Annotated in this window: 27 protein-coding genes, 1 tRNA gene and 1 pseudogene; 22 read left to right on the top strand and 7 right to left on the bottom strand. The window is 70.1% G+C overall.

Translation table 11 applies throughout. From position 1 onward, the window contains the following. Positions 1 to 321 precede the first annotated feature (321 nt). From HZU84_RS18370 to HZU84_RS18360, 3 genes are all read left to right on the top strand, one after another. Positions 322 to 711, top strand: a complete 390-nt coding sequence (locus HZU84_RS18370; protein WP_149502583.1) for a DUF2628 domain-containing protein — start codon at positions 322 to 324, stop codon at positions 709 to 711. A 142-nt stretch (positions 712 to 853) separates the two neighbouring features. Next, on the top strand, positions 854 to 1,750 hold the full coding sequence (locus HZU84_RS18365) for a hypothetical protein (protein ID WP_149502584.1): 897 nt from the start codon (positions 854 to 856) through the stop codon (positions 1,748 to 1,750). Positions 1,751 to 1,835: 85 nt separating this feature from the next. Continuing rightward, positions 1,836 to 3,539, top strand: a complete 1,704-nt coding sequence (locus HZU84_RS18360) for a hypothetical protein (RefSeq protein WP_180693061.1) — start codon at positions 1,836 to 1,838, stop codon at positions 3,537 to 3,539. A 30-nt stretch (positions 3,540 to 3,569) separates the two neighbouring features. Here HZU84_RS18360 and miaB read toward each other — a convergent pair whose 3' ends face one another. Together miaB and HZU84_RS18350 are read right to left on the bottom strand one after the other, a co-directional pair. Further along, entirely contained in the window at positions 3,570 to 4,952 is a 1,383-nt protein-coding gene (gene miaB / locus HZU84_RS18355; RefSeq protein ID WP_149502586.1) for a tRNA (N6-isopentenyl adenosine(37)-C2)-methylthiotransferase MiaB, read from the bottom strand. A 117-nt stretch (positions 4,953 to 5,069) separates the two neighbouring features. Beyond that, positions 5,070 to 5,510 carry a hypothetical protein gene (locus HZU84_RS18350; protein ID WP_149502587.1) on the bottom strand — a complete coding sequence of 147 codons (441 nt, stop codon included), beginning with the start codon at positions 5,508 to 5,510 and terminating at the stop codon, positions 5,070 to 5,072. Positions 5,511 to 5,939: 429 nt separating this feature from the next. Here HZU84_RS18350 and HZU84_RS18345 point away from each other — a divergent pair, with 429 nt between their 5' ends. The 10 genes and pseudogenes from HZU84_RS18345 (at position 5,940) to HZU84_RS18300 (ending at position 12,943) form a co-directional block, all read left to right on the top strand. Continuing rightward, positions 5,940 to 6,338 (top strand): bactofilin family protein, encoded by a 399-nt coding sequence (locus tag HZU84_RS18345; RefSeq protein ID WP_149502588.1) that lies wholly within the window; start codon positions 5,940 to 5,942, stop codon positions 6,336 to 6,338. Beyond that, positions 6,335 to 7,012 (top strand): hypothetical protein, encoded by a 678-nt coding sequence (locus HZU84_RS18340; RefSeq protein WP_149502589.1) that lies wholly within the window; start codon positions 6,335 to 6,337, stop codon positions 7,010 to 7,012. The genes HZU84_RS18345 and HZU84_RS18340 overlap by 4 nt, the downstream gene beginning before the upstream one ends. A 91-nt stretch (positions 7,013 to 7,103) precedes the next feature. Beyond that, on the top strand, positions 7,104 to 8,714 hold the full coding sequence (locus HZU84_RS18335) for a hypothetical protein (RefSeq protein ID WP_180693060.1): 1,611 nt from the start codon (positions 7,104 to 7,106) through the stop codon (positions 8,712 to 8,714). A gap of 51 nt (positions 8,715 to 8,765) precedes the next feature. Then, positions 8,766 to 9,302, top strand: a complete 537-nt coding sequence (locus HZU84_RS18330; RefSeq protein WP_149502591.1) for a GTP-binding protein — start codon at positions 8,766 to 8,768, stop codon at positions 9,300 to 9,302. A 43-nt stretch (positions 9,303 to 9,345) separates the two neighbouring features. Beyond that, a complete protein-coding gene (locus HZU84_RS18325) occupies positions 9,346 to 9,999 on the top strand; it encodes a hypothetical protein (protein WP_257644646.1) in 654 nt (217 codons plus the stop codon). A 135-nt stretch (positions 10,000 to 10,134) separates the two neighbouring features. Beyond that, complete coding sequence (locus HZU84_RS18320; protein WP_037479351.1) at positions 10,135 to 10,497, top strand: roadblock/LC7 domain-containing protein; 363 nt, start codon at positions 10,135 to 10,137, stop codon at positions 10,495 to 10,497. Between the two features lie 32 nt (positions 10,498 to 10,529). Next, positions 10,530 to 11,021, top strand: coding sequence for a PAS domain-containing protein (locus HZU84_RS18315; RefSeq protein ID WP_219341004.1), 492 nt, complete (start codon positions 10,530 to 10,532; stop codon positions 11,019 to 11,021). After that, the gene (locus HZU84_RS18310) at positions 11,018 to 11,788 is read left to right on the top strand and encodes a phosphate/phosphite/phosphonate ABC transporter substrate-binding protein (RefSeq protein WP_244954411.1); all 771 of its coding nucleotides are present in this window, start codon (positions 11,018 to 11,020) and stop codon (positions 11,786 to 11,788) included. Before HZU84_RS18315 ends, HZU84_RS18310 begins: the two co-directional genes overlap by 4 nt. Positions 11,789 to 11,795: 7 nt before the next feature. After that, a pseudogene (locus tag HZU84_RS21165) lies at positions 11,796 to 12,140 on the top strand (FimV/HubP family polar landmark protein); the annotation flags it as partial. 665 nt (positions 12,141 to 12,805) lie between these two features. Beyond that, on the top strand, positions 12,806 to 12,943 hold the full coding sequence (locus HZU84_RS18300) for a FimV/HubP family polar landmark protein (RefSeq protein WP_149502594.1): 138 nt from the start codon (positions 12,806 to 12,808) through the stop codon (positions 12,941 to 12,943). A gap of 13 nt (positions 12,944 to 12,956) precedes the next feature. Here the strand turns inward: HZU84_RS18300 and HZU84_RS18295 are convergent, their stop codons facing one another. From HZU84_RS18295 to cysM, 3 genes are all read right to left on the bottom strand, one after another. After that, entirely contained in the window at positions 12,957 to 13,766 is an 810-nt protein-coding gene (locus HZU84_RS18295; RefSeq protein ID WP_149502595.1) for a hypothetical protein, read from the bottom strand. A gap of 4 nt (positions 13,767 to 13,770) precedes the next feature. Next, complete coding sequence (locus HZU84_RS18290) at positions 13,771 to 14,985, bottom strand: ammonium transporter (protein ID WP_149505137.1); 1,215 nt, start codon at positions 14,983 to 14,985, stop codon at positions 13,771 to 13,773. Positions 14,986 to 15,298: 313 nt separating this feature from the next. After that, positions 15,299 to 16,204 (bottom strand): cysteine synthase CysM, encoded by a 906-nt coding sequence (gene cysM, locus HZU84_RS18285; RefSeq protein ID WP_149502596.1) that lies wholly within the window; start codon positions 16,202 to 16,204, stop codon positions 15,299 to 15,301. Positions 16,205 to 16,320: 116 nt separating this feature from the next. Between cysM and HZU84_RS18280 the strand changes: the two genes are divergently transcribed. After that, positions 16,321 to 16,407 (top strand) — tRNA-Leu (locus HZU84_RS18280). 33 nt (positions 16,408 to 16,440) lie between these two features. After that, a complete protein-coding gene (locus HZU84_RS18275; RefSeq protein WP_037479340.1) occupies positions 16,441 to 17,058 on the top strand; it encodes a rhomboid family intramembrane serine protease in 618 nt (205 codons plus the stop codon). Positions 17,059 to 17,070: 12 nt separating this feature from the next. Here HZU84_RS18275 and HZU84_RS20750 read toward each other — a convergent pair whose 3' ends face one another. Beyond that, positions 17,071 to 18,006: an SDR family oxidoreductase gene (locus HZU84_RS20750; RefSeq protein ID WP_244954412.1), complete on the bottom strand. Its 936-nt coding sequence runs from the start codon at positions 18,004 to 18,006 to the stop codon at positions 17,071 to 17,073. Between the two features lie 45 nt (positions 18,007 to 18,051). Between HZU84_RS20750 and HZU84_RS20745 the strand changes: the two genes are divergently transcribed. Beyond that, complete coding sequence (locus HZU84_RS20745) at positions 18,052 to 19,080, top strand: CDP-6-deoxy-delta-3,4-glucoseen reductase (protein WP_244954413.1); 1,029 nt, start codon at positions 18,052 to 18,054, stop codon at positions 19,078 to 19,080. Between the two features lie 67 nt (positions 19,081 to 19,147). On the opposite strand, the gene rpsT is transcribed toward HZU84_RS20745, so the two are convergent. Continuing rightward, positions 19,148 to 19,459 carry a 30S ribosomal protein S20 gene (gene rpsT, locus HZU84_RS18260; RefSeq protein WP_149502599.1) on the bottom strand — a complete coding sequence of 104 codons (312 nt, stop codon included), beginning with the start codon at positions 19,457 to 19,459 and terminating at the stop codon, positions 19,148 to 19,150. A gap of 89 nt (positions 19,460 to 19,548) precedes the next feature. Here rpsT and murJ point away from each other — a divergent pair, with 89 nt between their 5' ends. The 6 genes from murJ to pcnB all read left to right on the top strand — a co-directional run. Next, positions 19,549 to 21,111: a murein biosynthesis integral membrane protein MurJ gene (murJ, locus tag HZU84_RS18255; RefSeq protein WP_149502600.1), complete on the top strand. Its 1,563-nt coding sequence runs from the start codon at positions 19,549 to 19,551 to the stop codon at positions 21,109 to 21,111. A gap of 62 nt (positions 21,112 to 21,173) precedes the next feature. Next, positions 21,174 to 22,052 carry a SirB1 family protein gene (locus tag HZU84_RS18250; protein ID WP_149502601.1) on the top strand — a complete coding sequence of 293 codons (879 nt, stop codon included), beginning with the start codon at positions 21,174 to 21,176 and terminating at the stop codon, positions 22,050 to 22,052. Positions 22,053 to 22,100: 48 nt separating this feature from the next. Then, complete coding sequence (locus HZU84_RS18245; protein ID WP_149502602.1) at positions 22,101 to 23,183, top strand: AI-2E family transporter; 1,083 nt, start codon at positions 22,101 to 22,103, stop codon at positions 23,181 to 23,183. Positions 23,184 to 23,240: 57 nt separating this feature from the next. After that, entirely contained in the window at positions 23,241 to 23,942 is a 702-nt protein-coding gene (locus HZU84_RS18240) for an HdaA/DnaA family protein (protein WP_244954414.1), read from the top strand. A gap of 50 nt (positions 23,943 to 23,992) precedes the next feature. Continuing rightward, positions 23,993 to 24,676, top strand: a complete 684-nt coding sequence (locus tag HZU84_RS18235) for a histidinol-phosphatase (RefSeq protein WP_149502603.1) — start codon at positions 23,993 to 23,995, stop codon at positions 24,674 to 24,676. Then, positions 24,673 to 26,363 (top strand): polynucleotide adenylyltransferase PcnB (gene pcnB / locus HZU84_RS18230; RefSeq protein WP_257644645.1); only part of this gene is annotated, 1,691 nt, incomplete at its 3' end. The genes HZU84_RS18235 and pcnB, both read left to right, overlap by 4 nt.

Genomic DNA, 26,363 nt, shown 5'->3' with positions numbered 1-26,363 from the left:
CCGACTGCACTCGACGCTGGCCTACGTCAGCCCGATGCAGTTCGAAGAAAACTGGCTCGCCGGCCAAGCTCGGCAAGCCAGCGCGTAGTCTGGCTATGGGATACGGAATACAGGGGCAAGGTCAGTCTGTTGCTTCCGACCGACTGAATCGCCTCGTTGCGGGCTTCGGATGAGGCCCCTTGAATGAGGGGGTCAAGGGATTTTCCTGACCTTGCCCCGTGAACAAGTGCTCGCTGGGCGTTTGAACCCCTCCATTTGAACGAGGGGGTTCCCCGGCCGGGCTGCATAGGATGGCGGCCACAACAAGTTCAGGAGCTGGAAATGAGGCAGTTCAAGGTGTTCAAGCATCCCGACGGTGCGCTGGAGAGCATTCGCCCCGGCTGGTCGTGGACTGCCTTCGGTCTGGGATGCTTCTGGGCGCTGGCGCTGAAGATGTGGGGCGTCGGCCTGGCCGGCCTGGCCAGTCTGGTGCTGGCGGGCCTGCTGGTGCCGCTGGAACTGGTCGGCGCGCTGATCTTCTCGGGCGTGCTGCTGCTGATCCATCTGGTCTTCGGCCTGCTGGGCAACCGCTGGCACATGCAGCATCTGCTCGACAGCGGCTACCGCCATGCCGACACCGTCACCGCGGCCGACGCCGAGCGCGCGATGGCGCTGGCCGCCCGCTACCGCGGCTGGCAGGAGGCCGAGGACGACGCGCTCAGCCCGCGCTGAGCCGGTGGCTCTGCAGCCGCTGACGGGCTCCCTGTCGCGGCTTGATCTGCCTCAGCTCGACTGCATGCATCAGCCGTTTGGTCGAAGAGGCGAGTGAAGGCGGAAGGCACCCTGTGGGGTATCAGAACTCCACGGGTGTCTCATGACTCATCCCCTTGCGCTGACCGTTCTTGCGGCTGGGCTGGTTGTCCTGTCGGCGGCTGCACCTGCGGCCGAGACCGCCGTTGCATCTGAAGCCGATCGTGTTCAGGCGCAGCTTTCCGAGGGCGGATTTTCCTATTTCGTGGGGCTGGCGATGCAGCGCAGCCGCTATCGCGAGACCGCATCCTCATTGCCTGTGCGCAGTGAGGTCGATGCAAACAGCCCCCTGCTGGTGACGGGCGCACTCTATGCAGTGACGCCCGACTGGTTGGCCTCGCTCGACAACGAGACCACTTTTGCGCCGTCGACCGTCACCGAGACATGGTCGGCCACTGCGCCGAGCGTGGCTGGCGTGACGCTGGGCAGTCCGGTGCTGCAGACCAACCAGTTTCGTTTCTCCGACACGGTCACGAGATTGCTGGCCCACCGACGGGTGCAGGACCAGTGGTTCGCGCTCGGCGGACTGGCCATGCGTTCCCAGTCGTTCAGGCGCTTCGGGTATGTGGCCGGACCTGACGGACTGGTGAGCATCACGCCCGGCCAGACGACCGAGGAGACCCAGGCCGAGGTGCTGCTGCAGCTGGGCGCGGCACTCGATTCCGAGGTCCTGCGCGGCCGTGATCGGCATTACGGTGTCCGGCTCCTGCTGGGGGTGCCGATCTGGCGCCGTGTCGAGAACACCGCCTTCCCTCAGAGCCGTTTCGACCGCCTGGGCGGGTGGGATCTGGCGCTGGAGGCTCGCTACAGCCGGGCGCTTGCCCGCGATGTCCAGCTGGGAGGCTGGCTCAAGGTGTCGCACTCCAGCAGACCAGGCCAGTCGGGCGTGGGCGGCATCGAACTGCCCAGCCATCGCCTGAGCCAGGCAGCGCTCGGTGCCGAACTGCTCTGGAAGCTCTGATGGCCTGAGCCTGATGCACGAACGACAGCACAGAAAGGAAATGACCATGCCTGCGACCTTTGTGACTTCCTTGGCCCGAACCCCCATGACGGCTGGCCTGAATGCCGTGGCTCTTGCCGCCGTGCTGGCTCTGGCCGGATGCGGCGGCGGCGGCGGGGAGGACAGCCCGCCTGCCTCGGGATCGTTGACGTTGTCTGGCATCGTCGCGGCTCGGACGGCCGAGTCGGCGCGCTCCATCGACGTCAAGTGCGCCAGTGGCAGCGGCACGGCCACCAGCAACAGCGATGGCAGCTATACCGTCACGGTGACCGGTGGCAGTCTGCCCTGCGTGCTCCGTGCGGCCGGAACGACCGATGGCGATCTGTATTCGGTCGCCTATGGCAGCGGGCGCACCGCCACGGCGAACCTGACACCGCTGACGCAGCTGGTGGTGGCCAGCATGGCCGCAGGAGATCCGGCCACCTTCTACGGCAACTTCAGTGCCGACACGGCGGCGCTGGTGACGGCCGCTCGCGTCGATGCGGCGGTCAGCACGGTGCAGGCCGATCTGACGGCGCGGGGGATCGATGCGACGGGGGTCGACAATCCGGTCACGGCGGCCCTGGTGCCTGCGGGCACGACGCAGACCGGCAACACCTATGGGCAGGTGCTGTCCGGCCTGGAGGCGAACCTGACGACGGCCGGCATGACGCTGACGCAGCTCACCTCGTCGGTGGCCAGCGCCAGTCCCACGGTGCGGCTGCCAGCTGCCTTGCTGAGTCAGCCGCAGGCGAGCAATTGCGCCGCCTTGCGCAGCGGTCCCGTTCGCATTGTCTGGTTAGCCCCGGCGGGCCTGAAGGCTGATGGTGATTTCGACACGATCAGCCGCGGCACGATGGATGCCACCACGCTGACTTTCACCGCCGACAATGGCACGGTCACCCATCTGAGTGCCAACGGCACCTGCCGTTATGCGGGCAGCACCGGCCTGAACGGCGATCCGGCTGACGCCGTCGTCTCGCAGGCGGGGGTGATGGTCATGACCTCGAAAATCAACGGAGTCAACCGACTCGGTGTGGCATTGCCTGAGCAGTCCCTGACGCTGGCGGACCTGGCCGGAGAGTTCAACATGATGAATCTCGAGGGCTCGCCCTCGGCGGGGCATACGGTCACGGCCAAGCTCGGTAGTGCGGGCGACATTGTCTGGGCACGCTGCTTCAATGAGGATGTGCTGGCCAGAACCTGTACGACCCAATGGCCGCCCTTTGCTCCAGTGGCTGCAGATGGTCGGGGCGGCTTCACGATGCGCTCGATCGACCCGGCTGATCCCTGGACGGATCGCTGGTTCGCCTATCGCACCGGTTCCGGTGATCTGATGGTGCTGTGGATCGGTTCAGGGGGGAGCTGGGGTGTGTTCACGCCCAATGTGGCCCGCACCCTGCCGACGGTCGGCGGCAGCAGTCGTTCATGGGACATGTCGATGACCATGGATCGCATCGCCAGTTCGACCGTGTTCAGCGAGTCGGCCTTCGTGACGAAGAGCGCCGATGCCGCGACCGACAGCTATGTGCGCACGCGTCGCAATCCGCTGCTGGTCACGGACGACAGTCACGATGAAAAGATCCAGCAAAACTGGCCGCGCAATGGCTATGCCCATCGCCCGGCCGGATCGTCCACGACTCCGACCGGAACGACGATCAACTTCCGCGAATGTGTCAGCCTGCGGCTGCTCGGCACGGGGCTGTCGGTGACGTATTCCGTTCCGACGGCGACGCAGGCCGGGGTGATGTCGTTCGGCGTGACACAGTGAGCGACCTGGCCTGCCGGTCGCCGCGCAGCGTCAGCCCGCGACCACCACCTCGCCGCGCAGCGAGTGCGGCAGCGCCGAGGTGATGGTCACGTCGATCATCTGGCCGACCAGACGCGCCGCGTTCGGGCCGCCGGGGAAGTTGACGATGCGGTTGCACTCGGTGCGGCCCATCAGCTCGGGCGTGTCCTTGCTGGACTTCCGAGAGGGGCCCTCGACCAGGATGCGCTGCACGGTGCCCACGCGCGAGGCGCTGATGCGACGCACGTTCTCCTCGATGGCGGCCTGCAGCTCCTGCAGGCGCGCGAGCTTGACCTCCTGCGGCGTGTCGTCGGGCAGCGCGGCCGCCGGCGTGCCGGGGCGGGCGCTGTAGATGAAGCTGAAGCTGGCGTCGAAGCCGATGTCCTCGATCAGCTTCATCGTGCGCGCGTGGTCCTCGGCCGTCTCGCCGGGGAAGCCGACGATGAAGTCGGTGGACAGGCTGATGTCCGGGCGCACCGCACGCAGCTTGCGGATCGTGCTCTTGTATTCGAGCGTGGTGTAGCCGCGCTTCATCGCCGAGAGGATGCGGTCGGCGCCGTGCTGCACCGGCAGGTGCAGGTGGTTCACCAGCTGCGGCACGCGGGCGTAGACGTCGATCAGGCGCTGCGTGAACTCGTTGGGGTGGCTGGTGGTGTAGCGGATGCGCTCGACGCCCGGGATCTCGGCGACGTACTCGATCAGCATCGCGAAGTCGGCGATCTCGTCGGTGTCGCCCATCCGGCCGCGGTAGGCGTTGACGTTCTGGCCCAGCAGCGTGATCTCCTTGACGCCCTGGTCGGCCAAGCCCGCCACCTCGGTCAGCACTTCCTCGAACGGGCGGCTGAACTCCTCGCCGCGGGTGTAGGGCACGACGCAGTAGGAGCAGTACTTGCTGCAGCCCTCCATGATCGAGACGAAGGCCGACGAGCCCTCGACCCGCGCCGGCGGCAGGTGGTCGAACTTCTCGATCTCGGGAAAGCTGATGTCGACCTGCGGGCGGCCTGCGCGCTGGCGGGCCTCGAGCATCTGCGGCAGGCGGTGCAGCGTCTGCGGGCCGAAGACGACATCGACATAGGGCGCGCGCTCGATGATCGCCGCGCCTTCCTGGCTGGCCACGCAGCCGCCGACGCCGATCAGCACGCCCTTCTTCTTCAGGTGCTTGACGCGGCCGAGGTCGCTGAAGACCTTCTCCTGCGCCTTCTCGCGCACCGAGCAGGTGTTGAAGAGGATCAGGTCGGCCTCTTCCGGGTCGTCGGTCGGGGTGTAGCCCTCGGCGGCCTTCATGACGTCGGACATCTTGTCCGAGTCGTATTCGTTCATCTGGCAGCCGAAGGTGCGGATGTAGACCTTCTTCTGCGCCGGCGCATCGGTGGGAACGGAGGGTTCGTTGTTCATGATTGCAAGCAAATCGAAACAAAGGCAACCGGCGCGGCGCCAGGCGCGGCCGGTCAAGGGCGGTGGAAAAAGTCGTCGGACGAGCGGCCGTGGGGCGCGCGCGTCCGCAGGCCGGGCTCAGGTGCTGCGCCGGCTCCAGACCTGGGCGACCGGGTCGAGCTGGTAGCGCGCGGCTTCCTCGCGCGAGCGCGGCCAGAAGTTCGCGATCTCGTCGGCCCGCAGGATCCAGACATCGCGCAGCAGCACCGAGCCGTCGAACAGGGCTTCGACGGTGTAGTTCACCGTCAGCCGGCGGCCGGTGAGCGCGGCGCTCATCGCCAGCAGGTTGTTCTCGTCGCGGATGCGTGCGCCCGGGGCCAGGCGGGCGGCCTCGCCGTTCAGGCGCACCTCCGGGGCATCGAGCACCAGCAGCGTGCCGCGCAGCGCCTCGGCGGGAAAGGCGCGGCGCACCTGATGCTGCGCGTGCGCGCGAGGCGTGGCCTGCGCCAGCAGCGCCAGCAGCGGCAGGCTCAGCAGCAGGCGGCGACGGTGGCCGGGGGGGCGATGGCGTTGGGGCATCGCGGCGGTGGGGCGATCACAGCGGGGCATGGTGTGGATCCAGGGGCTGCGCAAGGGAGGCCGGATCTTAACCGGCCTCCGACCGGCTGCCGATGGGCTGCGGCGCCTGATCCGGGATCATTTTGGTACCAAAAACTGACGTTCTTGAGCAAAATCGACCCTGGCTTCCTTCGATGAGATCGACCTGGGTCATTGTCTGAGCCTGTCGTGTTCAAATCGGAGATATGCGGGGTGTTTGGATGCATTTATCACAGGTTCATGCCGTGCTGCGGATGCATGGCTTTGCCGTTGCGGGGCTCCCTCGGGCAGGGGGGCGGGCCTGCTGCACCGGCGGCCGGCTGACTCGACCCTGTTGCCGCCATGACGGATGATGTGCCGATGCACCACCGTCCCGACCTCTCTTCCCATCGATCGCGAGGGCCGCACGCCATGCCTTTCCTCCGCACGACCCGGCAGATGACGGATGACCCGAAGCTCGAGCGCATCGACTGCCTGCTCGGCGTCGGCACGCAGGTCCGCGGCGACCTGATCTTCTCCGGCGGGCTGCGCATCGACGGGCAGGTCGACGGCGACGTCACGGTGTCGCGCACCGACGCGGGCACGCTGACGATCGGCGACCAGGGACGGGTGGCCGGCGAGGTGCGGGTGTCGCATCTGGTGGTCTACGGCTGCATCGAGGGGCCGGTGCATGCCAGCGGTCTCGTCGAGCTGCGCGCCGGGGCGCGCATTCGCGGCGATGTCCATTACGGGGCGATCGAGATGCACCAGGGTGCGGTGATCGAAGGACACATGATCCGGTGCGTGGGCCGGGCGAGCGGGTGGCAATGAGCGCAGTCGAGCAGATCTTCCAGGGATCGATCCAGGGGGCGATCGATCCGGTGTTCGCCTATGTGCGGGCCGGCCGGCTCGACTGTCCGCCCGGGGTCGATCCCCTGGCCGCATGGCGGCATCTCTCCGGTCAGGTGGCGCGCGACGCGCTGGATGTCGAGGCGCATGTGCGCCGGGTGCTGCTGGCCTGCCAGCCGCCGCTGACCGAGCGGGCCTTCGGCGCGCTGGTCGATCTTTTCCTGGCGCTGGGTGACCGGGGGCGTGGCCTGCGCCGCCAGCTGCTCGACCAGGCCGAGCCCTGGCTCGATCCGCAGGATGCCCATCTGCTGCGGGTGCATCTGGACAGCGGTCTGCCGCGCGGCACCCGCCTGCCGGCGCAGGACTGGTCGCTGTTCGACAGCGCGGTGCTCGGGGCCTCGGCGATGGTGGAACTGCAGCGTCGCGAGGTGGCGCGGGAGACGCCATTCCAGCAGGCGATGTCGTTACTCGAATACGGCGACCTGGAGGGTGCCCGTGGCATGCTTGAGGAAGCACTTCTCGACGCGCCGCAGGACGACGAGGTCCTGCGCGAGCTGCTGGCGATCTATCGCCACAGCCGCGACGACGCCGCGAAGGCCGCGATGGCCGAGCGGCTGGTCGCGCGCCACGGTGCGGTGCCTGCGGGCTGGGTCTGAGACGCCGTTGGCGCGACGACTCCAGATCCATGATCGATTCCCTACGACCTTGAGCCTGTAGTCAGTGGAAGCCTCCAAGCTGCAAACCCGATTGAAGGTTGCCCTTCTGTCCCTGCCGCCGCGCACGCAGGCGGTGCTGGATTTCTTCTTCTCGAGCTCCGGCCGCAGCAGTTTTGCGCCGAGCGGCGAGGAGGTGGCCGATGTGGCCATCTTCGACTTCGACACGCTGGAGTCTCGCCTGCACTGGGAGGCCTTCCGGGCTCGCAGTGGCCGGCCCGGCATCGCGCTGTCGACCCAGCCACAGCAGGTCGAGGGCGCCGTGTGGGTGCACAAGCCGGTGACGCCGGCCGCGCTGCTGGCGGCGGCAGCCGATCTGCGCGCTGGCCGCCTGGGGGCGCCGGTGGCGGCGCCTGATGCGGCCGAGGCGCCGGCTGCAGTCCCGGCTGAGGCGCGGCCGGTCGTCGACACCGGACCGGCGTCGCAGTGGCAGGAGGTCACGCCGGCCCCGGAGCCTGCGCCGGAGCCCGTGCCCGTGGCGGCGCCCGCACCTGCCAGCCCGCCTGCGCCTGAACCGGCGCCCGTTGCCGCTGCACCGGTGGTGGCGCCCGCACCGGCACCTGCGCCGGCTCGTCCGGGTGGCTTCGGGGGACTGCTGCGCCGGCTGTTCGGCCGCGACACCGCACCTGCGCCGGCTCCGGTGCGGCCAGCGGCATCCGCCCCTGGGCCGGCCCCCGTGCCGGTGGCGGCTCCGGTGGTTGCCGCGCCGGTGGCCGAGCCGGTGCTGGAGGCCGCCGTGACCGCGCCCGCAGTGCAGCCTGCTGCAGCGCCACAGCCTATGGCCACCCGGGCTCCTGCGGTCGCGCCGGTCCGCAGGGATCTGCCGAAGGACACGCCCAAGGACCTGCCCAAGGAGGCGCCTCGCACCGCAGCGCCTGCCGAGGCGGTGCCTGCGCTGGCCTCGGCCGCCTTCGATGCCCAGGGCCTGCGCCGCTGCCGCCCGGAGGAGCTGGTCGACGAGGCGCGCTACTGCGGCGCCCGTGCCGACATGGATGCCGCGGCGCTGGCGGCCGACGCTGCGCTGCGCTTCGACCCGGCCCAGCATCTGGTCGGGGTGCTGAAGGATGCCTTCCAGGTCAGCGGCAAGTGGCAGGTGCCCGCGCACCTGGAGAGCGCGGCCGGCCGCATCACCGTCGACGGCACCACCAACCTGATCTACTGCGAGTTCTCGGCCGAGCGCTTCGCCGAGCTGGTGCGCGCGCCGGTGGACAAGCGCCCGAAGACCCGTGCCTTCAGCCGCCAGGAGTTCGCCGATCTGCAGGACACGCTGACCCGGACCGCGCTGGTGCGCCGGCTCGACCAGGTGCTCTGGCAGGCGGCGCTGGAGACCTCGGCCGGCCGGCTGCCGGTCGGCGTCGATCCGGCGGCGACCGTCTACCTCAAGAGCTGGCCGAACCTGACCCGGCTGCACCGCACCCCGCACGCGCTGCGCATCGCCGCGCTCTGGACCACGCGCGGCGCCTCGCTGCTGGAGACGGCCCAGTCCCTGAAGATCGCCCAGCGCCATGTGTTCGCGTTCTACAACGCGGCGCTCGCGCTGGACCTGATCACCGACGACGGCGGCCAGATCCGCAGGTCGCAGCGCGGCAAGGCCAAGGACAACCGCGGTCTGCTGACCCGCCTGTTCGGCTGGCTGCACAAATAATCGAAGACGTCCTCCTCCACGACGCCCCCAGGACGCCCCGGACACATTCTCATGGCCCATACCGACCACAAGATCATCTTCACCGGCCCCGTCGGTGCCGGCAAGACCACGGCGATCGCCTCGATCAGCGACATCGAGCCGATCCGCACCGACGAGCATGCCTCGGACATGACGCAGAAGCGCAAGTCCAACACGACGGTGGCGATGGACTACGGCATGATCCGCCTCGGCCCGAAGGAGAAGGTCCACCTGTACGGCACGCCCGGCCAGGAGCGCTTCGACTTCATGTGGGACATCCTCACCAAGGGCGGGATCGGGCTGGTGCTGCTGCTCGACAACACCCGGCCGACGCCCTTCGAGGACATGCGCTTCTACATCAAGTCCTTCAAGGAATTCATCGACAGCACCCGCCTGGTCATCGGCGTGACGCAGATGGATGCGCGCGCCACCCCGACGATCGACGACTACGCGCGCCAGCTCGCCGAGCTCGAGGTGACTGCGCCGATCTTCGAGGTCGATGCGCGCCAGCGCGGCGATGTCTCGGTGCTGATCGAGGCGCTGCTGCTGCAGATCGATCCGACCCTCTGACTGCCGAGTTCCCGAACCGACTCTCCTGGCGGCTTGTCTGCCGATGCCCGCGCCCATGGATCACTACACGCTCACCGGCGAGTTCTACCTGCACCCGACCCCGGCGGGCGCCTATTACGCCGCGAGCCGGCCGACCCGCGAGCCGGCGCGCACCTTCCTGCAGCGCCTGCTCAGCGAGCCGGAGACGCCGCGCCTGAGCGCCGATCTGGTGCAGGACTGGATGGGCCTGAACCAGCAGGATGCGCTCGAGTTCGTCTACCGGCTGCAGTCTTCCGGCTTCGTGCAGGGCCTGCCGATGCAGGTCGAGGTGCCGCCCGACTCGATCGAGGCGATGCTGCCGCCGCTGCTGACCCAGCTCTCCGACGAGGGCAAGGCCATCCTGGCCGACAAGCGCGGCCTGTACCTGGGCACCGCCGGCTTCGCGCACGAGACCTCGGAGGAACTGGCCGCGCTGGGCGGCGACATCGCCAGCGTGCATGAGCGCCACTCGCGGCTGCTGCACGGCAACATGCGCCTGCGCAGCGACGGCTGGGGCATGGTGAATGCCGCCGGCTGCAGCGAGGTCGGTTTCTGGCCGCTGTACTTCGGCGACGACTACTTCATCCTGATCGTCAGCGGCATGCCGCGCTTCAACCAGGAGGCGTTCACCACGCTGGTGTGGGCGCTGGGCGTGCGCTACGGCCGCACCTCGATCTGAACGCGATGATCGCCTGATCGATTGATCGACTGATCTGCGGGTGATCCGGCGTGGCGGGGGGGCCGCACCGGACGCCCGGATGGCCTCCCTCTCCCCTCGACCACCCAACCACCACTTTTCCCGAAGGAAACGCCCATGCGTGAAGACCTGCTGAACTCGATCCTGAGCGAACTGAACGGCTCGACCGCCGACATCGAGGCCTCGGCCGTGCTGTCCACCGACGGCCTGATGATGGCCTCGATGCTGCCGGCCGGCATGGACGAGGACCGCGTCGGCGCGATGAGCGCCGCGATGCTGTCGCTGGGCGACCGCACCTCGCGCGAGCTGGCCCGCGGCGAGCTCGAGCAGGTGCTGGTCAAGGGCGCCAAGGGCTATGTGCTGATGACGCATGCCGGCCCCGACTCGGTGCTGACCGCGCTGTGCAAGCCGAACTCGCGCCTGGGCCTGATCTTCCTCGACGTCAAGCGTGCTGCCGACGCCATCAGCAAGGTCATCTGATCGGTCCGCTTCGTGATCGAGGGAATCCGATGATGACCGACATGAACGAGTCCGATCTGGTGCCGGGGGAACGGCGCGAGCTGACGATGAGCTACCACGACGGGCGCACCCGCCGGGTGCTGGTCGTGGACCATGAGGTGCCGTATCCGGACGGCAAGCTGATCGTCTCGCGCACCGACACCGCCGGCGTGATCACCCACGCCAACCAGGCCTTCGTCGACATGTCCGGCTATGAGCGCGACGAGCTGATCGGCGAGAACCACTGCATCCTGCGCCACCCGGACATGCCGGCGGCGGCCTTCAAGGACCTGTGGGACACCGTCGAGCGCGGCGAGAAGTGGCAGGGCTATGTGAAGAACCTGCGCAAGGACGGCGCGCACTACTGGGTGTTCGCCACCGCGATCCCGAACGTGCGCGACGGCCGGGTCGTGGGCTACACCTCGGTGCGTCGCAAGCCTTCGCGCAGCAAGGTCAACGAGTGCATCGCGCTCTATGCCCGGATGCGGGCGGAGGAACTGAAGTGAGCGAGAACGCCGCGACCACGCCGCTGGAGCTGACGGTCAGCCCCGACTTCTCGCCCGAGCACATCGCCGGCTGGTATGTGTTCAACACCTGGCTGCAGCGCCGGCTGGGCGAGCGCATCCATCTGGAGCTGTACGAGGACTTCGCCGCGCAGCGCCAGGCGATTGCCGCCGACAAGGTCGACCTGATCTACGCCAATCCCTATGACGCGGCGATGCTGGTGCGCGAGAAGGGCTTCGTCGCCATCGCCGCGCCGCGCGACTGCCCCGACGAGGTGGTCATCGCGGTGCCGGCCGACTCGCCGGCGCAGTCGGTCGAGGATCTGCAGCCCGGCCTGCGCCTGGCGGTGACCCGCGACCCGGATGTCAACCTGATCGGCATGATCCTGCTGGAGTCGGCCGACCTGAACCGCGGCAACGTGTCCACCGCCTCGGTGTCGACCTACGTGGTCCTGGCGCGAACCCTGCTTCAGGGCAAGGCCGACTGCGGCTTCTTCCTGAAGGAGGCCTTCGACGACCTGAGCGCGCCGATCCGCCGCCAGCTGCGCCCGCTGATGACCAGCGAGATCAGCCTGGTGCGGCATGTGCTGCTGGTGGGCCCGCGCGCCGCGCATCTGCGCGAGCCGCTGCAGCAGCTGCTGCTGTCGATGGACGATCCGGCCTCCGACGGGCGTCGCACGCTCGAGGCGCTGGGCCTGAGCGGCTGGGAGAAGCAGGACCAGGAGGACACCGAGTTCATGATCGACCTGATGGACACCTTGATGGTGTGAACACCCCATGCTGCCTCCTCTGAAGCGCCGACTGATCCATCTCGCGCTGGCCTGCGCACCGCTGGCGCTCCTGCCCGTGGCATCGGCCCAGCCGGCGGCGGAGCCGATCGTCGGCGAGACGGCCCGGCCCTTCCGCACGACCGTCGCGCAGGACAATCTGTGGGACATCGCCGGCAAGGTGGCCCGGCAGGCCGGTGTCGGGCGCCAGCAGGTCATGGTGGCCGTGCTGCGTCGCAATCCGGATGCCTTCGTCAAGGGCAACATCCACCGGCTGCGCCAGGGCGTGCCGCTGGTGCTGCCCTCGCTGGGCGAGCTGAAGGCGGAGGATCGCGCGGCATCGATGGCGCTGGTGGAGGCGCATCTGGCGGCGCTGAAGTCGGGCGCGACGCTGCCCGCGCTGCCGGCGGCAGGCGCGCCGGTCGCTGCGGTGGTGACGCCGCCGCCGGTGGCAGCCTCCGCGCCTGCGCCCGCCCCGGCGAGCGCTCCAGCCTCGATGCCGGCCGCTCCGGCCGTCCAGGCGCCTGCCCCGGAGCCGATGCCCGCGTCTGCGCCGGCGTCCGCCGCCGCTGAAGTCCCGGCCGAAGCGGCGGCCTCGTCGGCGACGCTCACCCCTGCGAGCCCGGCCACCCGTCCGGCGGCCGATGTCGCTCGTCCTGCGGCCCGCGAGGGCGATGAGGCGGCGGCTCCGGCCTCGGCGCTGCGCTGGCTGCCCTGGCTGCTGGGCGCGGGCGTTCTGGCCGGCGGCGTGATCCTGTGGCGTCGTCGCCCCGGCCTGCAGGAGGCGGCGCTGCCGTCCGCCTCGCCGGTCGAGACCCTGCGCGCCTCGGCGCCGCGCAACTTCGACGTGTCGACCGCAGCGGCCGACATGGCCCGCACCGTCGAGGCCACGCCGCTGGTGACCGAGCTGGTCCGTCCGGTGGCGGCCGAAGGCGAGGAGACCTCGTCGTCGGCGTCCGTGCCTGCGGCCCGCTGGCCGGATCGATCGATCCGGAGCTGCGCGGTGCCCTGCGCGTCGAGATGGCCCGCACCTGTCTCGAGATCGGCCGCGAGGCGGCTGCGCGCGAGCTGCTCGAGGTGGTGCTGCGCGAGGACAGCGGGCGGCATCAGGCGGCTGCCGCCGACATGCTGGCCCGGATGGGGCCGGCCGCGGCCTGATCCCGCCCCGGGCTCAGAGCAGCCGGCGCGGCGAGAACTGCCGCGCCTGCGGGCCCTGCTCGGCGGCGCGCACCGCGCGGGTCAGCACCTGGTCGGCCTCGACCGGGCCGAGTGCCTCGCACAGCGCCATGTAGAGCAGGTGCACCACCTGCGACAGCTCGGCCGCCGGCAGGTCCAGCACCCAGTGCGCCTGCAGCGGCCGTGTCCACAGCTCGCGCAGCGTGCGCCGCAGCGACAGCGGCACCTTCAGCGTGTCGATCAGATCGAGCGCGCTGTCTCCCAGATCCTGCAGTGCGCCGGGATGGAAGCGCTGCACCTCGGCCAGCGCGCTGCGCATCAGGTCGGCGCAGACCGCCTGCTCGGGCGGCAGCGCCGAGGCCGTGGCGGGTGCCGGCGCGGTCGGTGTCGGCAGCGGAGCCGGCCCCGGTGCGATGCCGGCCGCCTGCATCGCCGCGGCCACCGGATGGATCGCGGCGGCCGCCGCCACCGGTGGCGCCGCGACCTGCGCAGCGGGGGCGGGCGCAGCCGGTGCCGGTGCCGCGGGCGCCTGCGGATACATCATCGGCCACGGGTCCATCGGCAGCTGGTCCTCGGGCAGGCGCAGGGCCTTGTAGAAGGTCTCGTAGAGCTTCTTGCGCAGCGGCGCCTCGATGTGATGCCGCTGCGCGACCTGATCGATGTAGCGGATGATGTCCGCGACCGCGTCGCCGCGCATCGACTGGTGCTGCAGGCGCAGCGCGTCGAGCAGCGCCTCCTCGTCGAGCACGGGAGACAGCGCCGCGCAGGCGGCGCGGCGGCGCAGGGACAGGGCTTCAGTGGCCATCGAATCAGGTTTCCTTGTGCAGCTGCCCCGGCGAATCCTGGAACTCGGGGTAGCCGATCTCGTGGTGCTCGGTGGCGTCGAGGCCGCGCTGCTCGTTGAGCGTCGGCGCGCGCAGGCCGATCAGGCGGTCGATGAGCTTGAACAGCAGCCAGGCGACCGGGAAGGCCCAGGCGAAGGTGGCCAGCGCGCCCAGCAGCTGCACCATCACCCGGGCGCCGTCGAACAGATCGCCCTGGTAGAACAGGCCGGCGGCCAGCAGGCCCCAGACGCCGCCGATGCCGTGCACCGCAATCGCGTCGACCGCATCGTCGATGCGCAGCCGGCGCAGCGCCTCGGCGCCCCAGGTGCAGGCCGCGCCGGCGACCAGGCCGGTCAGGAGCGCGAAGACCGGGCTCATCGTCGCGGCGCCGGCGGTCAGCGAGGCCAGACCGCACAGGCTGCCGTTGACCGAGGCGCTCATCAGCACCGGCCGGCCGCTCAGGCGCATGAAGGCCAGCGCGCCGATGCCGCCCGCGCAGCCGCCCAGGTAGGTCGACAGCAGCACCGTGCCGAGCTGGCCGCCTTCGAGGCCGCCGATCGAGCCGCCGTTGAAGCCGAACCAGCCCATCCACAGGATGAAGCCGCCGAGCGCCACCATCGGCAGGTTGTGGCCGGGAATGTCGCGCACCTCGCCGTTGCGGCCGAAGCGGCCCAGGCGCGGCCCCAGCACCAGCAGGCCCGCCAGCGAGCACCAGGCGCCGATCGCGTGCACCGCACCGCCGCCGGCCAGATCGACGAAGCCCATCGTCTTCAGCCAGCCCGACGGGTTCCAGGTCCAGTGCGCATAGGCCGGGTAGATCAGCAGCGACATCAGCAGCGCGAAGGCCAGGTAGGCGCCGTAGCGCATGCGCTCGGCCACCGCGCCGGAGACGATGCTGACCGCGGTGGTCGCGAACATCATCTGGTAGAGCAGGCCGACCGCGTCGAAGGCCTTCAGGCCCTCGGGCGCGAACAGGCTCGTGCCGATCAGGCCGCCCTGGCTGCTGCCGAAGGCCAGTCCGTAGCCTGCCACCCAGAAGCCCACCCCGACCAGGCAGGTGCCGAGGTAGATCTTCATGATCACGTTGATCGAGTTCTTGGCCCGCGACAGGCCGCCCTCGACCAGCGCGAAGCCGGCCTGCATGAAGAAGACCAGGGCGGTGCAGATCGCCACCCAGGTCATGTTGATCAGTTCGTTCATCTCGAGGTTCACCCGCGGTCTGGAGGGCATGCGCACTTCGGTGGTGCGCACGATCGGAACCTGACGGATCGCAATTGCGATGCCAAGCATGGCTCAGATCACGAGCCTCCCATGTCGGGATTTCGACCGGTTCCCCTCGGAAACGGGAGGGTTCCGGGAGGCTGAGATGAATTTTTTTCCGGATTGGGGCCGGTGGCGCCGGCACCGTGCTGGCGCGTGGCTGCCTTGTCGTGGGGCAGCGCTGTTCACGAGCATTCCATTCATGGTGCGCAAGGCACCATAGTGGTTTGTGTCGTGCTGTGTTGTGGTGCGTTCAGGCCGGGAAGACGCCGGTGGAGAGATAGCGGTCGCCGCGATCGCAGACGATGAAGACGATGGTGGCGTTCTCGACCCGGGCCGAGACCTGCAGCGCCGCCCAGCAGGCGCCAGCGGCCGAGATGCCGGCGAACAGGCCTTCCTCGCGTGCCAGGCGCCGGGCCATGTCCTCGGCGTCGGCCTGGCTGACGAGGATCATCTCGTCGACGCGCCGCGGCTCGTAGATTTTCGGCAGGTAGGCCTCGGGCCACTTGCGGATGCCGGGAATGCGCGAGCCCTCCGAGGGCTGGGCACCGACGATGCGCACCTGCGGGTTCATCTCCTTCAGGTACTGCGAGGTGCCGGTGATGGTGCCGGTGGTGCCCATCGCGCTGACGAAGTGGGTGACGCGGCCTTGCGTGTCGTTCCAGATCTCCGGGCCGGTGGTCTCGTAGTGGATGCGCGGGTTGTCGAGGTTGGCGAACTGGTCGAGCACCCGGCCCTTGCCGTCGCGCTGCATCTGCTCGGCCAGGTCGCGGGCGTATTCCATGCCGCCGGCCTTCGGGGTCAGGATCAGCTCGGCGCCGAAGGCCTTCATGGTCTGCGCGCGCTCGATCGACAGGTCCTCCGGCATGATCAGCACCATCCGGTAGCCGCGCACGGCCGCGGCCATCGCCAGCGCGATGCCGGTGTTGCCGCTGGTGGCCTCGATCAGCGTGTCGCCGGGGCGGATGTCGCCGCGCTCCTCGGCGCGGCGGATCATGCTGATGGCCGGGCGGTCCTTGACCGAGCCGGCCGGGTTGTTGCCTTCGAGCTTGGCGAGGATCACGTTGCCGCGTCGCGCGGCCTCCTCGCCGGCCAGGCGCTGCAGCCGCACCAGCGGGGTCGCGCCGATGACATCCTCGACGGTCTTGTAGTCAGGCATCTTCTCTCCTTGGGGTCCTCGGGGTCGCGGATCGGGGCGATTGTGGCAGCAAGGGCGGCGTGTCGTGGGGCCATGCCATAATCGCCGCCGCGCGACCGACGCATCCTCTTTCTCCTGCCGGAGTGGCGAAATCGGTAGACGCAGTGGATTCAAAATCCACCGCCCTCACAGGCGTGCCGGTTCGAGTCCGGCCTCCGGCACCAGATCCCTCGCGGATCCCCGCAACCTCCGCCGACATGCCCCAGATCCCGCCCGTCACCAAGGCCCTGATGCTGATCTGCACCGCGCTGTTCTGCGTGCAGCTGCTGTTCGGTTTCTGGGTCGAGGCGCTGTTTGCGCTCTGGCCGCTCGGCGGCGGCCTGGGCGGCGGCTCCTTCATGCCGTGGCAGCTGATCACCTATGCCTTCCTGCACGGCAGCATGGGGCATCTGTTCTTCAACATGCTGGGCCTGTGGATGTTCGGCTCGGAGCTGGAGTCGATCTGGGGCCGCCAGCGCTATCTGCAGTTCCTGGGCGCCAGCGCGCTGGCCGGCGGCGTGATCCAGCTGATCGTGGTCAGCCTGGGGGCGAGCGGCGGCGGCCCGACGCTGGGCGCCTCCGGTGCGCTGTTCGGCCTGCTGATGGCCTTCGGGATGATGTTTCCCGACCGCACCATCATGCCGCTGTTCCCGCCGATCCCGATGAAGGCCAAGATCTTCGTGATGGTCTTCGGCGGCATCGAGCTGCTGTTCGGCCTGATGGGCAGCAACGGCGTGGCCCACTTCGCCCACCTCGGCGGCATGCTGGGCGGCTGGCTGATGATGCGCTACTGGCGCGGTCTGCCGCCGTTCCCGCCCCGCCAGCGTCGGCGCTGAGCGCTCCAGGCCTCAGGCCAGCAGACCGGTCGCCACGCTCGGGTGGCGCAGCGTCAGCCTCAGCTCGTCCTTCAGGCGCCGGTTGACCAGCCGGCGCGACTCCGACAGAAAGCTCATCTGCATCGGCGAGAGCCGCTGCACCGCCTCGGCGCGGCTGATGCGCGGTGGCCGTGGCAGTCCGCACAGGTCGGCGGCCAGATCGAAGTAGTCGCCCATCTTCAGCTCGGTGTCGTCGCAGACGTGGATCACCCGCTGCGGTCGCCCGCGAAGCAGCGCGGCGACGCAGGCGCGCGCCAGGTCGTCGGCATGGATGTGGTTGGTGTGCACATCGTCCTCGGCGCGCAGCACCGGCGTGCCGCGCTGCAGCCGCTCGCGCGGATGGCCGCCCGGGCGGTCGCCGGCATAGATGCCGGGAATGCGCAGGATCGTCGCCTTCAGCCGGCCGCTGCCGCCCGCCTGGCGCAGCCTTGCCTCGGCGGCGACACGCCGGAGCGCGCGCTCGCTGGCCGGCGCGACCGGGCGGGTCTCGTCGAAGCGCGCGCCCGCGCAGTCGCCATAGACGCCGGTGGTGCTGCCGTAGACCAGCCGCTGCCCGCCCGGCGGCGCGTGACGGGCCAGCGCCTGCAGCAGGTGCGCGGTGCGCGGGTCGCCCGCGCCGTGGCCTGGCGGCGGTGCCAGATGCAGCACCCGCGGCGCCAGCGCGCCCAGCCGGCGCAGCGTGGCGGGCTCATCCAGATTGCCGACGAGCGGCCGGATGCCCAGCGCGCGCAGCGCCGGCACGCGTGCGGCGTCCGAGGTCAGCGCGACCAGGCGCCAGCGCTCGCCGAGCAGCCGGGCCACGCGCTGGCCGACATCGCCGCAGCCGACGATCAGCAGGCGCGGGCGCCGCAGCAGGCGGGTCGCCGCGGCAGGCAGTGCAGGGCGCAGGCCCCGGTGGTGGTGCGGCACAATCTCGCCCCGTGGTGATGTGATGACAACCCCGAAGGATAAGAGATGAATTTCACCGTGACCGTCCAGCCCTCCGGCCGCCAGTTCGAGGTCGCGCGCGACGAGGTCATGCTGCCCGCGGCGATCCGCCAGGGCATCGGTCTGCCCTATGGCTGCAAGGATGGCGCCTGCGGCTCGTGCAAGAGCCGCCTGCTGGAAGGCCGGGTGATCCACGGCGCGCACCAGCTCAAGGCGCTCAGCGCGGCAGAGGAGGAGGCCGGCCTGATCCTGAGCTGCTGTGCCACGCCGCAGACCGACTGCGTCATCGAGTCGCGCCAGGTCACGGCCGCCGACCAGTTCCCGGTGCTGAAGATGCCCACGCGGGTGATGTCGATCCAGCGTCCGGCCGCCGATGTGGCGGTGCTGAAGCTGCAGCTGCCGGCCAACCAGTCCTTCCAGTACCACGCTGGCCAGTATGTCGAGTTCATCCTGCGCGACGGCGCGCGCCGCAGCTACTCGATGGCCAGCGCGCCCGAGCTGGCACAGGGCGTCATGGAGCTGCACATCCGCCACATGCCGGGCGGGCGCTTCACCGACCATGTCTTCGGCGCGATGAAGGAGAAGGAGATCCTGCGCATGGAAGGGCCGTTCGGCACCTTCTTCCTGCGCGAGGACAGCGCCAGGCCGGTGGTGATGCTGGCCTCGGGCACCGGCTTCGCGCCGATCAAGGCGCTGATCGAGCACATGGAAGCCAAGGGCCTGACCCGGCCGACGGTGCTGTACTGGGGCGCACGCCAGGCGGCCGATCTCTATCTGCGCGACTGGGCCGAGGCGGCGGCGGCGCGGCTGCCGTGGCTGCGCTTCGTGCCGGTGCTCTCCGAGCCCGATGCGGACTGGAGCGGTCGCACCGGTTTTGTCCATCAGGCGGTGATGGCGGATCTGCCCGATCTGTCGGGCCATCAGGTCTACGCCTGCGGCGCACCGGTGATGGTGCAGTCGGCGCAGCGCGACTTCGTCGCGGCCTGCGGTCTGCCGGAGGAGGAATTCTTCGCCGATGCCTTCACCAGCGAGGCGGACAAGGTGGCGGGGGGCTGAGCCCTTCGCGCAAAGCAAAAAGCCCGCGCAAGCGGGCTTTTGCTGGGATCCACCCGGATCAGCTGATTCAGGCGGCGGCCTGGGCCGGAGCCAGGGCCTTGATCTTGGCCGACAGGCGGCTCTTGATGCGCGAGGCCTTGTTCTTGTGGAAGATGCCCTTGTCGGCGATCGAATCGATCACGGCCTGGGCGGTCTTGAAGGTGTCGCCAGCCTTGGCCTTGTCGCCGGAGGCGACGGCCTTCAGCACGCCCTTGACGGCGGTGCGGAACTTCGAACGCAGCGCGGTGTTGGCGGCGTTGAGCTTGACATCCTGACGCGCACGCTTGCGACCCGAGGCAATGCGGACGGTCTTCTTCTTGGCTTTGGACGAGGTGGCCATGGTGTGTTTCGTGTTCCGGGTGGAAAAGCCTAGCAGTATAGCATTGATAATCGCAAGACCTGCGACCCCTGACGCTCAAGTCCCCATCCATGAGTCTGCTTCGTTCTGCCTCCGTCGTGTCTGCGCTCACGCTGGCCTCGCGCATCACCGGGCTGGTGCGCGAGCAGCTCATTGCCGCCGCCTTCGGCGCCAGCGCGGCCACCGATGCCTTCCAGGTCGCCTTCCGCATCCCGAACCTGCTGCGGCGGCTCTTTGCAGAGGGCGCGTTCTCGCAGGCCTTCGTGCCGATCCTGGCCGCCTCGCGGGCCACCGAGGGTGACGAGAAGACGCAGACGCTGATCGATGCGGTGGCCACCGTGCTGCTGTGGGCGCTGGTGGCGGTGTGTGCCCTGGGCGTGATCGGCGCGCCGGTGCTGGTCTGGGCGATGGCCTCGGGCCTGCCGGCCGACGGCCAGGAGGCCGCGGTGGTGATGACCCGGCTGATGTTCCCGTACATCGGCTGCATGTCGCTGGTGGCGCTGTCGGCGGGCATCCTGAATTCGTGGAAGCATTTCGTGGTGCCGGCCGCCACGCCGGTGCTGCTGAACCTGAGCGTGATCGCCGCCGCCTGGCTGCTGCGGCCGCAGTTCGAGGCTTGGGGGCTGCGGCCGGTCTATGCGCTGGCGGTCGGGGTGATGGTCGGCGGCGTGCTGCAGCTGGCGGTGCAGGTGCCGGCGCTGCGACGCATCGGCATGCTGCCGCGCCTGGGGCTGGGGCCGGCGGCGCTGCGCCGCGCCTGGGCCCACGAGGGCGTGCACCGCATCCTCAGGCAGATGGCGCCGGCGCTGCTGGGCGTGTCGGTCGCGCAGCTGTCGCTGCTGGTCAATACCCAGATCGCCTCGCATCTGGTGGCGGGTTCGGTGTCGTGGCTGACCTATGCCGACCGGCTGATGGAGTTCCCGACCGCGCTGCTGGGCGTGGCGATGGGCGTGGTGCTGCTGCCGCAGCTCTCGGCCGCGCAGGCCAAGGGCGAGACCGAGCGCTACTCGGGCCTGCTCGACTGGGGCCTGCGGCTGGTGGTGCTGCTGGCGCTGCCGTGTGCGGTGGCGCTGCTGGTGTTTCCGCAGCCGCTGGTGGCGGTGCTGTACCACTACGGCGCCTTCACCGCCGAGGATGTGCGCCAGACGGTGATCGCGCTGATGGGCTACGGCGCCGGCCTGATGGGGCTGGTGGCGATCAAGGTGCTGGCGCCGGGCTTCTACGCGAAGCAGGACATCCGCACCCCGGTGCGCATCGCCATCGTCGTGCTGGCGCTGACGCAGCTGATGAACCTGGTCTTCGTTCCCCTGCTGGGTCATGCGGGGCTGGCGCTGTCGATCGGCCTGGCTGCGCTGGTCAACGCGACCTGGCTGCTGACCGGCCTGCGCCGGCGCGGCAGCTACCAGCCCGAGCCGGGCTGGGGCGGTTTTGCGCTGCGGGTGGCGGCGGGCTGCGTGGCGCTGGGCGCGGCGCTGGCCTGGGCGGCCCAGGCCATCGACTGGATCGGCCTGCGCAGCCAGCCGGGCTGGCGTGCGCTGGTGCTCGCCGGGGTGCTCGGCGGGGTGGCGCTGCTGTATTTCGGCGTGCTGCGGCTGCTGGGGCTGGACCTGCGCCAGTTCGCGCGGCGGCAGTGAGATCGGCGCGAATCCCCAGGCATCCGCAGGCCAGGCGCGTGCAGTCGATACACTTTCGCTCCATGGACCGCAGCTCCCTGTCCCCGCTCGAGTATTTCGCCGCGCTGGTCGCCGACGACGACAGCCTGTCCCTGACCGAGGCGGCGGCCGCGATCGCGCAGGCCGAGGAGCCGGGGCTGGACCTGCAGGCGGTGCAGACCGAGCTCGACACCCTGGCCTGGCGGCTGCGCAGGCGCCTGGCCGCCGATGCCTCGCCGCTGCAGCGGGTGCAGGCCCTGCATCATTTCCTCTACAAGGATCTTGGCTTCATCGCCGGCGATGTCGACGAGCCGGCCTGCAGCCATCTGCATCAGGTGCTGCGCCAGCGGCGCGGCATTCCGGTGTCCCTGGCGGTGATCTACCTCGAGCTGGCCGGCCAGATCGGCCTGCAGGCGGACGGGCTGGCGTTCCCGGGGCATTTCCTGGTCAAGCTGCACCTGCCGATGGGCGAGGCGGTGATCGATCCGCTCAGCGGGCGCTCGCTGTCGCGTCACGAGCTGGAGGAGCGGCTCGAGCCCTGGCTGGATCTCGACGCGATGTCGCGGCTCGGGGTCGAGGCGGCCTCCGGCGCGCTGGGCGAGCTGCTGGCCGAGCATCTGCAGCCGGCCTCGGCGCGCGAGATCCTGTCGCGCATGCTGCGCAACCTCGAGCGGGTCCACCGGGCCGACGGCGATCCGGCGCGCCTGCTGCAGATCCAGCACCGGCAGGTCGCGCTCGAGCCGGAGAACTGGACCTGCCGGCGCGAGCGCGGCCTGACGCTGGCGCAGCTCGGCCTGACCACCGAGGCGATCGAGGATCTGCAGTGCTATCTCGACCATGCGGGCCGCAGCGCTGCCGACCGGCGCCGCATCGGCGCGCAGCTGGCGGCGCTGCGCGAGGCCGGGCCGCCGCGCTGGCACTGAGGCCGGCCAGAGTCTTCATCCGCATTGCCCAGGACCCCGCACGACCCGATGACCAGCCCCTCTCTGCCGAGACTGACCCGAGCCCGGGGCCTGATGCTGGCCTGGCTGGGCGTGGCGCTGCTGGCCGGGCTGCTGCTGTGGCTGCTGGCGCCGGTGCTCACGCCCTTCCTGGCCGCGCTGGTGCTGGCCTATGCGCTGCAGCCGGCGGTCGGGCGGCTGCAGCGGCATCTGCACCTGCCGCGGGCGCTGGCGGCGCTGCTGGTCGAGCTGATCGCGATGGCCGCGCTGCTGGGCGTGCTGCTGCTGATCGTGCCGGTCATCTCGCATGAGCTGCCCCGGCTGCGCGAGCAGATCCCGCAGCTGGCCGCCCGCATCAACGACGGGCTGGCGCCGTGGCTGGCGCAGTACGGCATCAGCGTCAGGCTGGACATCGCCGGCATCAAGGCCTTCGTGGTCAAGTATCTCGATGCCGGCGGCGAGGACATGCTGGCCGCGCTGCTGAGTTCGGCGCGCATCGGCGGCAGCGTGCTGCTGGCGCTGGTGGGCAATGCGGTGCTGGTGCCGGTGGTGATGTTCTACCTGCTGCTGGACTGGCCGATGCTGACCGGGCGGCTGCGCCGTCTGGTGCCGCCGCGCCATCTGGAGGCGGTCTGCGGCTTCGCCGAGGAGTGCGACCAGGTGCTCGGGCAGTACCTGCGCGGACAGCTGCTGCTGATGCTGGTGCTGGCGACCTTCTACACTTCGGCCCTGGCGCTGGCCGGTTTCGAGCTGGCGCTGCCGCTGGGCGTGTTCACCGGGCTGGCGATCTTCATTCCCTACCTGGGCTTCGGCCTGGGCGCGGCGCTGGCGCTGCTGGCCGGGGTGCTGCAGTTCGCCAGCCTGTACGGCGCCGGTGCGGTGCTGCTGATCTACGGGGTCGGCCAGGTGCTCGAGAGCTTCGTGCTCACGCCGCGCCTGGTCGGCGAGCGCATCGGTCTGCACCCGATCGCGGTGATCTTCGCGCTGCTGGCCTTCGGGCACCTGTTCGGCTTCGTCGGCGTGCTGCTGGCGCTGCCGGCCGGTGCGCTGGTGCTGGTGGCGCTGCGCCGGGTGCGACGGGCCTATGTCGACAGCCGGCTCTACCGTGGCTGATGTGGCTGACTGATGTGCCGATGCCCGAACGACAACGAAACGACCTTCTCCGCACGCATGTCCCGTGACCCGTCCTCGACGATGCGACAGGTGCCGCTGGCCTTCGGGCCGGAGCCGGTGCTGCGCTTCGATACCTTCGTTCCCGGCGCCAACGCGCAGTGGGAACAGGTGCTGATGGCGCTGCTGGCGCCCAACCCGACGATGCCGCTGTATCTGTGGGGTCCGCCGGGCAGCGGCAAGTCGCATCTGATGCAGGCCGCGGCCAGCCAGACGCAGTCCTTCGGGCTGCGGGTGGCGGCCTTCGACCTGAAGTCGCCGGTGCCCTGGGAGTTCGACGAGGAGGCCCGGCTGCTGATCCTCGACGACTGCGACCGCTATGATCGGCGCCGCCAGCACGAGGCCTTCCGGATGTTCGTCGAGGCCACGACGCTGGGCGTGCCGATCCTGGCGGCCGGGCGGCTGCCGCCGGTGGACCTGCCGGTGCGCGACGACCTGCGCACCCGGCTGGCCTGGGGGCTGGTCTACCGCCTGGTGCCCCCGACCGACGAGCAGGTTCGCGCGCTGCTGCGCCGCGAGGCCGAGCGGCGCGGCATCACCCTCGACGACGAGATGATGGCCGAGCTGGTGGGCCGAGCCGGCAACGAGCTGGTGCCGCTGATGGAACTGCTCGACCGGCTCGACCGCTACGCGCTGTCGAACAAGAAGGCGGTCACGCTGGCGCTGCTGCGGCAGATGCTGGCGGAGCCGGACGAGATCTGAGCCGTGCTCGGATCCGCCAGCGCGCCTCGCCCCTTACCCGAACCGAACCGATGACCGCACCCTCCCGCCATCTCTGCCTGTTCGACCTGGACCACACGCTGATCCCGATCGACTCCGACCATGCCTTCGGCAGCTTCATGGTCGAGATCGGCTGGGCCGATGCCGACGAGTTCCGTCGCCGCAACGATGCCTTCTATGCCGACTACCAGGCCGGCACGCTCGATCTCGACGCCTACATCGACTTCGCCACCTCGGTGTGGCGTCAGCGCCCGCTGGCCGAGGCCCTGGCCGCGCGCGAGCGTTTCCTGGCCGAGGTGCTGCGCCCCAGGGTGACCCCCCAGGCGCTGGAGCTGGTGCGCCATCACCAGCGCCGCGGCGATCTGGTGGCGATCGTCACCGCGACCAACGAGTTCGTCACCACCCCGATCGCCGCCGAGTTCGGCGTCGATCATCTGCTGGCGGTGCAGCTCGAGCGCGAGGCCGACGGCCGCTGGCTCGGCCGGGTGCGCGGCACGCCGACCTTCCGCGAGGGCAAGGTCGAGCGCGTGCATGACTGGCTGGCCGGGCAGGGCGCCTCGCTGGCCGACTTCTCCGGGGTGAGCGTCTACAGCGACTCGCCCAACGACCTGCCGCTGCTGGAGATCGCCACCGATCCGGTGGCCACCAATCCGAGCCCGGCGCTCGAGGCCACCGCCACGCAGCGCGGCTGGCGCATACTGCGTCTCTTCCCATGATCAAGAACATCATCCGCAAGCTGCTCGGCAAGTCGAGCCTGTCCACTCCGGTCGGCGAGACCACCCTCGAGGCGGTGTCGCTGCGACCGGCGGCCGCGCCGGCTGCCGCGCTGCCGCTGCCTGTCGAACCGACGCCGGTGGCCGTCGCCGCGGCGGAAGTCGCGGCCGCTGCGGTGGCCGGCCCGGTGCGCGGCACGCGCGTCGAGGTGCCGGCCTCGGTGCACCGCATCGATGCCTCGCTGCTCGACGAGCGCGCGGTCAAGGTGGTCACCACGCTGCAGGACGCGGGCTTCGAGGCCTACATCGTCGGCGGCGCGGTGCGCGACCTGCTGCTCGGCCACCGGCCGAAGGACTTCGACGTCGCCACCAACGCCACGCCCGAGCAGGTCAAGGGCCTGTTCCGGCGCGCCTTCATCATCGGCCGGCGCTTCCGCATCGTGCATGTCGTGCACGGCCGCGGCCGCGAGCACGAGGTGATCGAGGTCTCGACCTTCCGCGCCTACCTCGACCCGGCCGCCGCCGAGCAGGTCGAGGGCAACGAGAAGACCTCGCGCGCCGCGCTGGCCGACAAGAGCCATGTGGTCGACGCCAGCGGCCGGGTGCTGCGCGACAACGTCTGGGGGCCGCAGGACGAGGATGCGGCGCGGCGCGACTTCACCGTCAACGCGCTCTACTACGACCCGCGCCGGCGTATCGTCGTCGACTACCACGACGGCATCGCCGACGCGCGTGCCCGCGTGCTGCGCATGATCGGCGACCCGGTCACCCGCTACCGCGAGGACCCGGTGCGCATCATCCGGGTGGTGCGCTTCGCCGCCAAGCTGGGCTTCGAGATCGAGCCCGGCACCCGCGAGCCGATCCGCGCCTGCGCCGAGCTGCTGTCGGCGGTGCCGGCCAGCCGGATGTTCGACGAGATGATCAAGCTGCTGCAGACCGGCCACTCGCTGGCCAGTCTGGAGGAGCTGCGCAAGCAGGGCCTGCACAGCGGCATCTTCCCGATCCTCGACGCGGTGCTCGACGATGTGCACCGCGACGACGGGCGCGAGCAGTTCATCCAGCGCGCGCTGGCCGACACCGACCGCCGTGTCGGCGAGGGCAAGCCGGTGGCGCCGAGCTTCATGCTGGCGTGCATGCTCTGGCATGACGTGGTGCGCCGTGCCGACGAGCTGCGCGCCCGTGGCGAGCTGCCGGTGCCGGCGCTGCAGCTGGCGATCGATGCGGTGTTCGACGCGCGCATCGGCGACATTTCCGGCCGCGGCAAGCTGGCCGCCGACATGCGCGAGATCTGGATGATGCAGCCGCGCCTGGAGCGGCGCACCCCGTCGGCGGCGCTGGCGCTGGTGGCGCAGCCGCGCTTCCGTGCCGGCTTCGACTTCCTGCGCCTGCGCGCCGACACCGGCGAGGCCGATGCCGACCTGGCGCAATGGTGGGAGCGCTTCTCGACCGCCGACGATGCGCTGCGCGAGGAGCTCTTCGTCGAGGCGCGTCAGCAGGACCAGGCGCGCCGCGCTGCAGTGGCCGCCGGCGAGCTGCCGGCCGAGGCCGCAGCCGGCGCGGCCGGCGGTCATCTGGCGCCGCAGCGCCCACAGCCGCTCGATCAGCGGCTCGCAGACCGCCGGATCCCAGCCGGGATCGATCGCGGGAGAGACCGAGGTCGCAGGGAGGTGTGGCGCCGTCATGATGTGCC

It is taken from the genome of Sphaerotilus sulfidivorans (assembly GCF_013426975.1).
In the GTDB taxonomy this organism is placed as follows: Bacteria; Pseudomonadota; Gammaproteobacteria; order Burkholderiales; family Burkholderiaceae_C; genus Sphaerotilus; species Sphaerotilus sulfidivorans.
This window is presented reverse-complemented; position numbering and strand designations above follow the sequence as displayed.